The 12809-nt window shown below is 67.7% G+C and carries 8 protein-coding genes; 7 read left to right on the top strand and 1 reads right to left on the bottom strand.

The genetic code is table 11. The features are described from left to right. Window positions 1–23: 23 nt before the first annotated feature. A complete protein-coding gene (locus NAV27_RS09480) occupies window positions 24–920 on the top strand; it encodes a DUF6685 family protein (RefSeq protein ID WP_180981450.1) in 897 nt (298 codons plus the stop codon). 44 nt (window positions 921–964) lie between these two features. Here the strand turns inward: NAV27_RS09480 and NAV27_RS09475 are convergent, their stop codons facing one another. Beyond that, complete coding sequence (locus NAV27_RS09475; RefSeq protein ID WP_102829232.1) at window positions 965–5827, bottom strand: NAD-glutamate dehydrogenase; 4863 nt, start codon at window positions 5825–5827, stop codon at window positions 965–967. A gap of 185 nt (window positions 5828–6012) precedes the next feature. On the opposite strand from NAV27_RS09475, the gene NAV27_RS09470 reads away from it, so the two are divergent. Genes NAV27_RS09470 through NAV27_RS09445 form a run of 6 tightly spaced genes read left to right on the top strand, consistent with a single transcriptional unit; the run spans window position 6013 to window position 12773 of the window. After that, window positions 6013–6972: an AAA family ATPase gene (locus NAV27_RS09470; RefSeq protein WP_003289560.1), complete on the top strand. Its 960-nt coding sequence runs from the start codon at window positions 6013–6015 to the stop codon at window positions 6970–6972. Window position 6973: 1 nt separating this feature from the next. After that, window positions 6974–7933 (top strand): DUF58 domain-containing protein, encoded by a 960-nt coding sequence (locus NAV27_RS09465; RefSeq protein ID WP_102829233.1) that lies wholly within the window; start codon window positions 6974–6976, stop codon window positions 7931–7933. Continuing rightward, window positions 7930–8430: a DUF4381 domain-containing protein gene (locus tag NAV27_RS09460; protein WP_043297045.1), complete on the top strand. Its 501-nt coding sequence runs from the start codon at window positions 7930–7932 to the stop codon at window positions 8428–8430. Before NAV27_RS09465 ends, NAV27_RS09460 begins: the two co-directional genes overlap by 4 nt. Further along, entirely contained in the window at window positions 8423–9442 is a 1020-nt protein-coding gene (locus tag NAV27_RS09455) for a vWA domain-containing protein (RefSeq protein ID WP_102829234.1), read from the top strand. Before NAV27_RS09460 ends, NAV27_RS09455 begins: the two co-directional genes overlap by 8 nt. After that, window positions 9439–11154 carry a VWA domain-containing protein gene (locus tag NAV27_RS09450; RefSeq protein ID WP_102829235.1) on the top strand — a complete coding sequence of 572 codons (1716 nt, stop codon included), beginning with the start codon at window positions 9439–9441 and terminating at the stop codon, window positions 11152–11154. Before NAV27_RS09455 ends, NAV27_RS09450 begins: the two co-directional genes overlap by 4 nt. Then, window positions 11151–12773 (top strand): BatD family protein, encoded by a 1623-nt coding sequence (locus NAV27_RS09445; protein WP_102829236.1) that lies wholly within the window; start codon window positions 11151–11153, stop codon window positions 12771–12773. The genes NAV27_RS09450 and NAV27_RS09445 overlap by 4 nt, the downstream gene beginning before the upstream one ends. Window positions 12774–12809 lie beyond the last annotated feature (36 nt).

Raw genomic sequence — 12809 nt, 5'->3', positions numbered from 1 at the left:
TCGTGACGAGCCTGCCCGAGTCCATGCCTTCACTGTCCACTCACCTCACCCGCCTGGCCCAGCGCCTGGGGCTGCGCGCGCAACCCGGCCATCAGACGCTCGAGCGTGCGAGTCGGCTGAACCTGCCTTTCGCACCGCTTTACGAGCCGGAGCCAAGCATTTTCTGGAACGACGGTCCGTGCCTGCAGCGTCTACTGGAGCTGCCGCGCGGTGCGCTTTCGGGTCCGGTACAGGAAGACAAGGCGCGCGCGCATGCTGCGCTGAGCCGGTTGATTCAAAAAGACAGCCAGTCTCTGACCAGCATGGACCTGCGCCAGATCGACGGCCTCGGCGGCCAGAGCCCAGACGGGATCGCCTATTCGAGCATCGAAGCATTCGCCGCCACCGAGGCTTGCCGGCGCACTCGCATCATCAGCTACAAGGACTTCCTGCGTACCCTCGGCATCGCCCTGCCCGGCCATGCACAGGGTGAGCCCATCGAGCTGCGCCAGGCCGGCTGGCTGGGCGAGCGCTTGTACTGGGCGGGTGAGCACCATGTCGAGGCATTCGCCAGTGCGGTGGCCTACGCGCGCCTGCGTGGCCTGGAGCTGCTCATGCCTGCCGAGCTTGTCGTCTATCGCCTCGACCGGGCCGGACTGCGCGCGCTGGACGAGCAGTACCACGCCATCGCGATGCCCGCCCAGGCCTGGAGCGATGCGGAGTTCATGGCGCTGCTGCTCGACACGCAGGTGCCTTATGCGCGCCTGACCGTGCTGCGCGACGCCAGCAACTCGGAATTGCTGCTGTTGGAGAAACACCACCCCACCGCCAGCGCCATCGGCGAAGGGCTGAAACGTGCCGGCGCGCCGGACATGGTGCGCTATCTGCGCAACCTGCCGCAGATCACCCGCTTCAAGCTCGGCCAGCCGCAAGACTCCTAAAACAGTCCGCAGTGGCGGCTATCCTCAGCCGCCACCCTCGCCATTTATTCACCATGCCTCACGGGCGCCTGCGCCAGATCCTGCAGCTCGCGGCTGGCTACGACGTACATCGCGTAGTCGGGCGTGCTGGTGGCGCGCAGCTCGGCCAGCATGCCGCGCCAGCGATCGACGTGATAGCCACGCTGCTCCAGCCATTCCATGACGCAGGCGGCCGGCTGCTGTGCGCCACTCTCCATCTGCAGAATCGACACGGTGATGGCGCGCTGCTGGCTGTCGAGATCGTCACGAAAGCCCTCGCGCGCCAGTGCCTGCCAGGTGCTCTCCACCGGCAGGCTGGTGAGTTGCTGCAGATACCAGGGCAATTCCAGCGCACCGCCGACGGCGAAATAGGTCGACGCGACCTTGATTGGCGGCTGCCCGGTTTCGTCTGCCGCTTCGAGAATCGGCAGCAGCGTATACAGGTGACTGGTGCCGGCGACCATTCGCGCGAGCAATTCCGGAACACCCGCCGCGGTGTAACGCTGGTAGCGCGACTGCCAGAGTTCGCGCGTCGAACCTTCGAGCAACCCGTCAAGTTTGAGCCCCAGCGCGGCGACACGCGGGCCGAAATGCGCAACGTCGCGGGCGGCGTCCAGCTCGCTGCGACGGTTGCGCAGGAACCAGCGGGTTGCCCGGCGGCCGAGCCGGACCAGCTCGTCCATCAGCCGCAGCTGCAACTCGGCCGGCACCTTGTAGTCCAGCGCCTCGATCTGCCGGAACCAGTGCGGCAGATGGAAGATGTCGCGCACGATCACATAGGCACCGGCAACGTTGGCCGCACTCATGCCGGTAGCCTCGCTGAGCCGCTGAACGAAGGTGATGCCCATATGGTTGACCAGATCGTTGGCGATCTGCGTGCTGACGATCTCGCGTCGCAGGCGATGGCGCAGCATGACGTCGCGGTGGCGCTCGCCGAGCAGCTGCGGAAACGCACTCTCCATTTCGCGGGCAAGGTAATCATCGTCCGGCACGCGTGATTTGAGCAGCGCCTCCTTCAGCTCGATCTTGCTGTAGGAGATCAGTACCGACAGCTCCGGACGGGTCAGCCCCTTGCCCAGCGCCGCCCGTTCGGCGAGCGCGTCGTCGCTGGGCAGGAACTCGAGCTTGCGATCGAGCAGCCCTTCGCTTTCCAGCGCCGCGATCAGCCGCACGTATTCACCGGCGCGCTCACGCGAGCGGTATTGTGCCTGTGACAGCGCCTGGGTTTGCTTGTAGTTGTCGTACAGCACCAGCTCGGCGACCGCGTCGGTCATCTCGTGCAGCAGCTGATCGCGCTGCTTGCCGGTCATGTCGCCGGCGGCCAGCAGCTCGTTGAGCAGAATCTTGATGTTCACCTCGTGGTCGGAGCAGTCCACGCCGCCGGCATTGTCGATGAAATCGGTGTTGCTGCTGCCACCGTGCAGTGCGTACTCCACACGCCCCAGCTGGGTCATGCCGAGGTTGCCGCCCTCGCCTACCACCTTGGCGCGCAGCTCGTTGCCGTCCACGCGCACCGCGTCGTTGGCCTTGTCGCCCACGTCGGCGTGGGTTTCCGTGCTGCTCTTGACGTAGGTGCCGATGCCGCCGTTCCACAGCAGATCGACCGGCGCCTTGAGCAACGCATTGATCAGCTCGTTCGGCGTCAGTTGCTCGGCATCGATGGCAAAGCGTTCGCGCATCTGCGCGGTGATGACGATGCGCTTGGCCGAACGGGAGAACACGCCGCCGCCGGACGAGATCAGCGTGCTGTCGTAATCGGTCCAGGCCGAACGCGGCAACTCGAACAGCCGCCGGCGCTCGGCAAAGCTGCGTGCCGGGTCCGGATCGGGGTCGACGAAGATGTGCAGGTGGTTGAACGCCGCCACCAGCTGCACGGCAGGCGACATCAGTAGGCCGTTACCGAACACGTCGCCGGCCATGTCGCCGATGCCGATCACGCTGATGGCATCGCGCTGCACATCGATCCCGCGCTCGCGAAAGTGCCGTTGCACCGAGACCCAGGCGCCGCGCGCCGTGATGCCCATCTTCTTGTGGTCATACCCGGCCGAGCCGCCGGAGGCGAAGGCGTCGCCGAGCCAGAAGTCGTACTCGGCGGCGATGCCATTGGCGATATCGGAGAAGCTCGCCGTGCCCTTGTCCGCAGCCACCACCAGGTAGGGATCGTCCGCGTCATAGCGCAGCACGCCGGCCGGCGCCACCACCTGGCCGTCCTTGAGATTGTCAGTGAGATCCAGCAGACCACTGATGAAAATGCGGTAGCAGGCAATCGCCTCGGCCTGGATCTCGTCGCGCGAACCGCCGGCCGGCAGGCGGCGCGGGATGAAGCCGCCCTTGGCACCCCCCGGCACGATCACGGCGTTCTTCACCTGCTGCGCCTTGACCAGGCCGAGCACCTCGGTGCGGTAGTCCTCCTCGCGATCGGACCAGCGCAAACCGCCGCGCGCCACCTTGCCGGCCCGCAGGTGCACGCCCTCGACGCGCGGCGAATAGACGAATATCTCGAACATCGGGATCGGCCGCGGCATTTCCGGGATCGCGCGCGGATCGAACTTGAAGCTGAAGTACTCCTTGGCCCGGCCATTCGCGTCCGGCTGGTAGAAGTTGGTCCGCAGGGTCGCCTTGATCAGCGCCAGGTAGCGCCGCAGGATGCGGTCCTCATTGAGCACCGCGACCTCGTCCAGCGCGGTCAGGATGGCTTGTTCCAGCCGCTGTTGCTTGTCGGCCAGGTCATCCTCGCCGAGCTTGCGCGCCAGGTAGAAACGCATCTTGAACAGGCGCACCAGCTCGCGAGCGATATCGGTGTGGTTGAGCAGCGTGCTGGCGATGTAGCCCAGGTCGAAGCCCATGCGAATCTGCTTGAGGTAACGCGCATATGCGCGCAGCAGCGCCACCTCGCGCCAGGTGAGGCCGGCCGTCAGCACCAGGCGGTTGAAGGCATCGTTCTCCGCCGCGCCGTTGTTGATGTTGACGAAGGCATCCTGCAGCGGCTCGTTGATTTCCAGCAGGTCGATTTCCAGCCCTGCCGCATAGGTAAACGCGAAATCGTGAATCCAGCACTCGCGCCCACTCTTGTGCTGCAGGCGGAACGGAAATTCACCCAGCACGCGCAGGCCGAGGTTCTCCATGATCGGCAGCACATCCGACAGCGGCAGCGGCGTATCGATGTGGTAGAGCTTGCAGTGCAGGCGGTTCTCCTCGGCGGTGATCGGCTGGTAGAAGCTCATCACCAGCGGGCGCTCGTCACTCAGGCTGAGCACGTGCTGCATGTCCACCACCGCCGACTGCGCCGAGAAGCGCTCGCGGTAGCCCGCCGGAAAGCCCTTGGGATAGTCGCCGAGCAGGTTGATGCCCTGCGCTTCGCCGAAGCGTTCGACCACCAGCCCGGCGTACTCGTCCTGCCAGCTGCGGCAGGCCTGCAGCACTTCCTGCTCCAGCCGTTGCGGATCGACTTCCGGCAACCGGCTGGGGTCCAGGCGCAGGATGAACTGCACGCGAATCAGCACCGACTCGGAAAAGTAGGTGGAGAACTCGCAATCACTGGCCTGCAAGCGATCCAGCAGAACCTGCTGCATGCGCATGCGCGACTCGGTCGAATAGCTGTCGCGCGGCACGTAGACCAGGCAATAGCAGAAGCGCCGGTACGGATCGAAGCGCAGGAACAGGCGCAACCGCGCCCGTTCCTGAATCTGCACGATGGCCACGGCGTTCTCGTAAAGCTCCCGCTCGGAAGCCTGGAACAGCTCGTCGCGCGGCAACATCTCCAGCACCTGCACCAGCTCCTTGGCCAGATGCGTCGAACCGCCGAAGTCGGAACGCCGCACCACCGCATCGACCTTGCGCCGGATGTAGGGGATGCGCCGCACGCTCTGCGTGTACACCGACGAGGTGAACAGGCCCATGAAACGGCACTCGCGCACGACCTGGCCGTGGGCATCGAACTCCCGTATCGAGACGAAATCCGGATAAGCCGGACGATGCACGCGACAGGGCGTCGACGACTTGGCGAACGACAACAGCAGCGGCTCGCGCAGATAAGCCAGCGACGACGGCAGCAGCGAGCGTTCCTCAGCGCTCAGATCGACCCGCAGCTTGCGCGACAGTCCGAGCAGAGAGCCCTCGTCGTAGACAATGCAGCCGCCTTCGGGCGAGTCGCTGAGAGTGAATTCCTCGTAGCCGAGGAAGGTGAAATGATCATCGGCCAGCCAATCGAGAAAATCCTCGATTTCCGCCAGCTCGTCGCCATCGATGCGCTGGGCCAGATCGCCGGCTTGCACCAGGGTGCGCACCTCCGCCACCTTGCTCTTCATCGCATGGAAATCACCAACCGCCAGCCGCACATCGGCCAGCACGCCGAGCAGCGCCTGCTCCAGCTCACGCAGATCAGTTGGGCTGGCGCAGCGGTCGATCTCGATGAAGATCAGCGACTCGACCGAGCTGTCGTCAGCGACCACATCCGCCGGCAACAGCTCGAGCAGGCTGCCATCGGCCGCGCGGCGCACCTGCAGCACGCTATTCTGCAGGGTGTGGATGCTGTAGCCGCGGCGCGTCAGTTCCATGCGCACCGAGTCGACCAGAAATGGCATGTCCGGGTGCAGCACCTCGACCACGCTGTGCGTCGACTGCCAGCCGTGCTTCTCGTAGTCCGGATTGAATACCCGCACCTGCGGATGCTCCGGCTCGAAGCGCTCCAGCAGGCGCCAGGAGGCCAGGGTCGAGCCGACCAGATCGCTCATGCGTCGCTCGGTGAGTTCGGCCAGCGCAACGATACCGAAGAACTGCTCGGCGAACAGCGCCAGCTGGGCAAGCAGCTGTCCGTCTACGTGTTGTGCCAGCGCCGATTGCAACTGCTGCTGGAAATCGGCCTTGCTGGCAGCGGTGAAGAACGCCATGAAATGCTCCATCTGGCTTGCAGAAAGGGGGACCGTCGGTAGTGACCGAGGCCACAGGCTCATGGTTCAACGTTAGTCCAGATGCCCGCAAATGCAGTAAAGTGCGCGCTCGTCGGCGCGGCGCGGGGCCGCACGCCAGCAGCCGGGCACGCCGGCGTTTCCTCCCCACCGGAAGCCTTGAAACGATGGATCATCGTGAATCGATAATCGCGCTGCGACAGTTCCTTTCCACCCAGATCCTCGGGCAGGACCGCCTGATCGAGCGTCTGCTGATCGCCCTGCTCGCCGATGGTCACATGCTGGTCGAAGGCGCCCCCGGCCTGGCCAAGACCCGCGCGATCAAGGAGCTGGCCGAAGGCCTGGAAGCCGAATTCCACCGTATCCAGTTCACCCCCGACCTGCTCCCGGCGGACATCACCGGCACCGAGATCTACCGCCCGGAAACCGGCAGTTTCGTCTTTCAGCAGGGGCCGATCTTCCACAACCTGGTGCTGGCCGACGAAATCAACCGCGCGCCGGCCAAGGTGCAGTCGGCGCTGCTCGAGGCGATGGCCGAGCGCCAGGTCAGCATCGGCCGCAGCACCTACGACCTGCCGCCGCTGTTTCTGGTCATGGCCACGCAGAATCCCATCGAGCAGGAAGGCACCTACCCGCTGCCCGAGGCGCAGCTCGACCGCTTCCTGCTGCACGTCAAGATCGGCTTTCCCGACGCCTCGGTGGAGCGTCGCATCCTGCAGCAGGCGCGCGGCGAGGCCATCAATGGCGAAACCGCGCCGGAGCACCGCGTCAGCCAGCAGGCGATCTTCGCCGCACGCAAGGAAATCCTCGGGCTGTACATGGCCGACGCGGTGGAGGAATACCTGGTGCAGCTGATCATGGCCACGCGCACCCCGGCCAAGTACGACGCCGAGCTGGCCGAATGGATCGCCTACGGCGCCAGCCCGCGCGGCTCGATCTCGCTCGACCGTTGCGCGCGGGCGCATGCCTGGCTGGCCGGACGCGATTTCGTCAGCCCGGAAGACATCCAGGCCATGCTCTTCGATGTGTTGCGCCACCGCCTGATCCTCTCGTTCGAGGCCGAAGCCGCCGGCATCGACCAGGACCGCGTGCTGCAGCGCATCCTCGACGTGGTCGCGGTCGCCTGAAATGCACCCGGCCGCGCAGCCCTCCGCGCCGCCGGCCGAAACCGGCGTGCGTACCAGCCTGAAAGCACTCATCGACCTGCGCCATCGCGTGCGCGAGGTGCCGCTGTTCTCCACGCCGCACCGGCGCAGCCCGCTGGTCGGCCTGCATCACTCCAAGCTGCGCGGGCGCGGCGTGGACTTCGATCAGGTGCGTGTCTACCAGGCCGGCGACGACGTGCGCACCATCGACTGGCGCGTCACCGCGCGCACCCAGGAGCCCCACACCAAGCTGTTCCACGAGGAACGCGAGCGGCCCATCTACCTGCTGGTCGAACAGAGCCGCCGGCTGTTCTTCGGTAGCGCGCGGGTGTTCAAGTCGGTGCTTGCCGCCGAGGCCGCCAGCCTGATCGGCTGGGCCGCGCTGCTGCACAACGACCGGGTTGGCGGGCTGGTGTTCGGTAACGCCGAGCACCACGAGATCAAACCGCGGCGCAACAAGCAGAGCCTGCTGCAACTGCTCGACCGCCTGGCCCGCGCCAACGGCCGGCTCGACAGCGATACGCCCATCGAAGCGGATGCCTTCGGCCTGGCCCTGCGCCGCGCGCGGGAGGTGCTGCGTCCGGGCAGTCTGGCGGTGATCCTGTGCGACGAACGCACCCTGACCGACACCGCCGAGCAGCAGCTCAGCCTGCTGGCGCGGCACGTCGATCTGCTGCTGCTGCCGGTCTTCGATCCGCTCGACCACGCCCTCCCCGCCGCCGGCCTGCTGCGCTTCGCCGAGCGCGGCGCGCGACTGGAGCTGGACACCCACGACGCCACGCTGCGCCAGACCTACCGTCAGCTGGGCGAGGCGCGCAGCACTCGCTGGCAGCGCCTGGCCGACCGCCTGCGCGTGCCGCTGATGCCGCTCGACACGCAGCGCGACCCGGTCGAACAACTGCGCGAACACCTCAGCGTGCAGCACGCGGGGGCACACGCATGAACCCGCTCGATCAGCTCGCACCGCCGATCCTGCCGGCCGCGATTTCCTGGTGGCCGCCGGCACCGGGCTGGTGGCTGCTGGCGCTGCTGCTGATCGGCACTTTTGCCGGTCTGTGGCACCAGCGCTACCGTCTGCTGCAGCGGGTGCGCCCGCGCCGCGCACCCGCCGAAGCGCCGCTGGACCCGCAGCGCCAGGCCGCACTGATCGAACTGGCCAAGCTCATCAAGCCGTACGGCGGGCAGCCCGCGAGCCACTGGCTGCAACAGCTCAACGCCCTGCTCAAGCGGCTGTGCCGCACGCGCTACCCGGACAACCACCCACATACGCTCAGCGGTCGCGCCTGGCTGGCGTTTCTCGACAGCCGCTGCCCGGCCGCCGGCCTGACCCGCTGGATGGTGCTGGTCGAAGGCTCCTACCGCGCCGAATGCCGGCTCGACGACAAGGCCATCGACGGGCTGGAACAAGCCGTCGAAACCTGGATTCGCAAGCATGTTTGAGCTGGCCTGGCCGTGGATGCTGCTGCTGTTGCCGCTGCCCTGGCTGCTGCGCTGGCTGCTGCCCGCGGCCGACAGCGGCGAAGCGGCGCTCAAGGTGAGTTTTCTCGCCGAGCTGGAAACCCTGTCCGGCCGCCGCGCACGGGTCGCGCTTCCGGCGTGGCGTCAGCAGCTGCCCTACCTGACGATCTGGCTGCTGCTGCTGTTCGCCGCCGCCCGCCCGCAATGGCTTGGTGAGCCGCTGCCGCTGCCCACCAGCGGGCGCGACCTGCTGCTGGCGGTGGACGTGTCCGGCTCGATGGATTACCCCGACATGCAATGGCAGGACGAGCAGATCAGCCGTCTGGAGCTGGTCAAGCTGCTGCTCGGCGACTTCATCGAGGCCCGCCACGGTGATCGCGTCGGGCTGATCCTGTTCGGCAGCAAGGCCTATCTGCAATCGCCGCTGACCTTCGACCGACGCACCGTGCGCACCTGGCTGGACGAAGCCGTGGTCGGCATCGCCGGCAGCAACACCGCCATCGGCGACGCCATCGGCCTGGCCGTCAAGCGCCTGCGCGAGCGCCCAGCGCACAGCCGGGTGCTGGTGCTGATCACCGATGGCGCCAACAACGGCGGCGAGATCGCACCATTGATCGCGGCACAGCTGGCTGCCGATGAGCAGGTGAAGATCCACACCATCGGTATCGGTGCCGACGCCGAGGAAGGCGGCGTGCTCAGTCGCTTCGGCTTCAATCCCGGACTGGAGCTGGACGAGGCGACCCTGCAGGCCATCGCCGAGCGCACCGGAGGTCGCTATTTCCGTGCGCGTTCGAGCGCCGAGCTGCAAGCCATCGGCGATACCCTCGATCGTCTCGAACCAGCGGCGCAGCAGCCCGCCCGCGCCCGCATCGCCCAGCCGCTGTACGCCTGGCCGCTCAGCGCAGCGCTGCTGATCAGCCTGCTGCTGGTCGCCGCCGATCTCTGGCAGGCGCCGCTGCAACGCCTCGCCGCGGCTCTGGAGCGACGTCGATGAGCGCGTTCTGGCCGCATATGCTGCGGCCCTTCTGGCTGCTGATCGTACCGCTGCTGATCTGGCTGCTGTGGCGGCTCTGGCACCGCCAGCGGCAGATCGGCCGCTGGCAGCGCCTGCTTCCCGAGGCGTTCCACGCCGCGCTGCTAACCCGCGGCCGCCTGCGCAACAGCCGCCTGCCGTGGGTCGCCCTCGGGCTGGCCTGGCTGCTGGCCTGCCTGGCCCTGCTCGGGCCGAGCTGGCAGCGCCTGGAGCAACCCAGCCTGAAACGCGCCGATCCGCTGGTGGTGCTGCTCGAAACGACGCCCTCCATGCTTGCCGCCGACAGCCCGCCCTCACGCCTGGAACAGGCCAAACGCAAGCTGCTCGACCTGATCGAAAGCCGCCCGGACGCGCAGACGGCCGTGGTCGTCTATGCCGGCAGCGCGCACACGCTGGTGCCGCTGTCCGACGACCTGGCCACCACCGCCAACCTGCTGAACGTGCTGAGCCCTGCACTGATGCCCGAACCCGGGCGACGCGCCGACCTCGCCGTGGCGCAAGGCCTGGCGCTGCTCGAACAGGGCGCGCAGGGCCGCGGGCGACTGCTGCTGATGACCAGCGCGATCGACGATGCGGCGCAGCAACACATCGCCGAACTGCTGGGCGGGCGCGGCGAGCGCCTGGCGATCCTCGGCATCGGCAGCGAACAGGGCGCGCCGATCGCCGGCGAGGACGGCAGTTTCCTCAAGGACGAACACGGCGCCATCCTCATCCCGCGGCTGGACAACGCCGGTCTGCGCCGCTTCGCCGCCGAACTGGGGGCCCGCTACCAGCAGGCACGCCTGGACGATGCCGACCTGCGCAACCTCGGCCTGCTGGAGGCCAGCGGCGGCATGCTCAAACAGGACGAAACCACCCGCCTGGACGCCTGGCTCGATCAGGGCTACTGGCTGCTGCTGCCGCTGCTGCTGCTCGCCGCCTGCGCCGGGCGCCGCGGCTGGCTGTTCTGCCTGCCGCTCCTGCTGCTGCAGCCGCAACCGGCCAGTGCCCTGGAGTTCACCGACCTCTGGCTGCGCCCGGATCAGCAGGGCCAGCGCCTGCTGCAGGCGCAGCGACCGGCCGAGGCCGCGAAACGCTTCGACGACCCGCGCTGGCAAGGCATCGCGCTCTACCGTGCCGGTGAATACGCGGCCGCCGCCGAACGCTTCGCCACTGGCAACAGCGCCAGCGATCACTACAACCGCGGCAATGCGCTGGCACGCAGCGAACAGCTGGAGGCCGCCCTCGAAGCCTACGAACAGGCGCTGGAGCGGCAACCCGACCTGGCGCCGGCACAGCGCAACAAGGCGCTGGTCGAAGAACTGTTGCGTCAGCGCCAGCAGGAGTCAGCACCCGAGCAGCCGCAAACCGGCGAGCAACCCGGTGCCACATCACCGCCGCCGCCCACCTCACAGACCAGCCCCACCACGCCGGACACCACACAGCCGGCAACGCCGCCGCCCAACGCCGAACCGGGCGCCAGCGAAGCGCCCGCCAACGCGTCGCAGGCCAGCGAACCGCCGCCAGCCGAGGCGGATACCGAGGCCCCCGCAACGCCGCTCGAAGACCTGCCAGCCCGTGAGCGCCAGCAGGCGATGGAGCAGTGGCTACGGCAGATTCCGGACGATCCGGGCGAGCTGCTGCGCCGCAAATTCCTTTACGAACAACGCAAGCGCCAGGAACTGAATCGATGATCCGCCTGATGGCCTTTGTACTGCTCGCTCTCCTGGCTGTCCCGAGCCACGCCGCGGACCTGCATGCCAGTGTCGATCGCACGCAGCTGAGCCTCGATGAAACCCTCGAACTGACCCTCGAGGTGCGCAACGCCACGGTCTTCGGCAAGCCCGACCTGCAGCCGCTGGACGAGCTGTTCGAGGTCTTCGATACCCGCCAGCTCAACAGCCTGTCCAACGTCCAGGGCGAAACCCGCTCGACCACCCGCTGGCTCACCACCCTGCGCCCCCGGCGCAGCGGCCAGCTGGTCATTCCGCCGCTGCAGCTGGGCGAGCTACGCAGCGAGCCGATCACGCTGCTGGTAAAGGATTCGGGCAACACGGATGACGGCGACCAGCTGGCACCGATCTTCATCGACGCCAGCCTCGACCGCGACAGCGTCTACGTTCAGGCGCAGGTGATCCTCACCCTGCGCATCTTCCACTCCGTGTCGCTGTACGACGACAGCAACCTGTCACCCTTGCAGATGCAGAACGCGCGAGTGGAGCGCCTCGGCGAGCCGCGCACCTACGAAAAGACCATCAACGGCCTGCGCCACGGCGTCATCGAGATCCGCTATGCGCTGTTCCCGCAGCAAAGCGGCGATCTGCTGATTCCCAGCCAGCTGTTCAGCGCCACCACCGTCGCCAGCGGCAGTTCCCTGCTCGGCCCACGTCCGGGCAAGGCCACCCAGGTCAAGTCGCCGAGCATCCCGCTGCACGTCAAGCCCAGGCCCGCCAGCTATCCGGCTGACGCCCCCTGGCTGCCGGCCACCCGTGTAACCCTGGTGGAAGCCTGGAGCCCGGAGCCGGATCAGGCCATGCATGGCGAAGCCCTGACCCGCAGCCTGCTGCTCAAGGCCGAAGGCCTGTCCGGCGCGCAGCTGCCGTCCATCGGCACCGCGCGTATCGCCGGCCTGCGGCGCTATCCAGACCAGCCCAACCTCGCCGACGAGGTCGACAGCAACGGCCTGATCGGCAGCCGCGAGGAACGCGAGGCGCTGGTTCCGACCGGCAGCGGTGAGCTGCGGCTGCCGGCCATCGAAGTGGTCTGGTGGAACACCCTGGAGGATCGTCTCGAACGCACCACGCTCGCCGCGCGCACCCTGCAGGTCGCGCCCAACGCCAACCTCGACCAGCCACCGCTGGAACCGCTGCCGGCCGGCACGCGCACCCGTCCGCGCGCACTGCTCTGGCCGTGGCAGCTGAGCACCGCGCTGTTCGCGCTCACCACCGCACTCGGCTTCGCGCTGTGGTGGCGTGCACGGCGCCAGCCGGCCGTGCGCACCCTGCAGCCCGGGCCCACCCCCCGCAGCCTGCTGGATGACCTGCGTCGGGCCTGCCAGGCCAACGACACCCAGGCCACCCGCCAGGCGCTGGACGCCTGGGCGCGGCAGCAACCGGAAACCCTCGCCGATATGGCGGCGCGCTTCGTGCCGCTGTCCGATGCGCTCGACGGCCTCAACGGCGCCCTGTACAGCGAAACCGGCCAGCGCTGGCAAGGCGACGCGCTCTGGCAGGCGATCCAGACCCTGCCGCCGGCGCAGACTCCCGCCGCCGAGCAGGAACCCGGCGTGCTGCCGCCGCTGTACCCACGCTGACCTCCCCGCCGATGTGCCTGGCCGCAGCGGCCCTGG

This window comes from Stutzerimonas degradans (genome assembly GCF_024448505.1).
Classification (GTDB): domain Bacteria; phylum Pseudomonadota; class Gammaproteobacteria; order Pseudomonadales; family Pseudomonadaceae; genus Stutzerimonas; species Stutzerimonas degradans.
Note: the sequence above shows the minus strand (reverse complement) of the source record. Positions and strands in the feature narration are given on the sequence as shown.

Excerpts from the sequence above, each read along its gene's own strand:
- NAV27_RS09480 (WP_180981450.1), top strand. The coding sequence starts at position 24 with ATGCCTTCACTGTCCACTCACCTCACCCGCCTGGCCCAGCGCCTGGGG.
- NAV27_RS09465 (WP_102829233.1), top strand. The coding sequence starts at position 6,974 with ATGCACCCGGCCGCGCAGCCCTCCGCGCCGCCGGCCGAAACCGGCGTG.
- NAV27_RS09455 (WP_102829234.1), top strand. The coding sequence starts at position 8,423 with ATGTTTGAGCTGGCCTGGCCGTGGATGCTGCTGCTGTTGCCGCTGCCC.
- NAV27_RS09445 (WP_102829236.1), top strand. The coding sequence starts at position 11,151 with ATGATCCGCCTGATGGCCTTTGTACTGCTCGCTCTCCTGGCTGTCCCG.
- NAV27_RS09475 (WP_102829232.1), bottom strand. The coding sequence starts at position 5,827 with ATGGCGTTCTTCACCGCTGCCAGCAAGGCCGATTTCCAGCAGCAGTTG.
- NAV27_RS09470 (WP_003289560.1), top strand. The coding sequence starts at position 6,013 with ATGGATCATCGTGAATCGATAATCGCGCTGCGACAGTTCCTTTCCACC.
- NAV27_RS09460 (WP_043297045.1), top strand. The coding sequence starts at position 7,930 with ATGAACCCGCTCGATCAGCTCGCACCGCCGATCCTGCCGGCCGCGATT.
- NAV27_RS09450 (WP_102829235.1), top strand. The coding sequence starts at position 9,439 with ATGAGCGCGTTCTGGCCGCATATGCTGCGGCCCTTCTGGCTGCTGATC.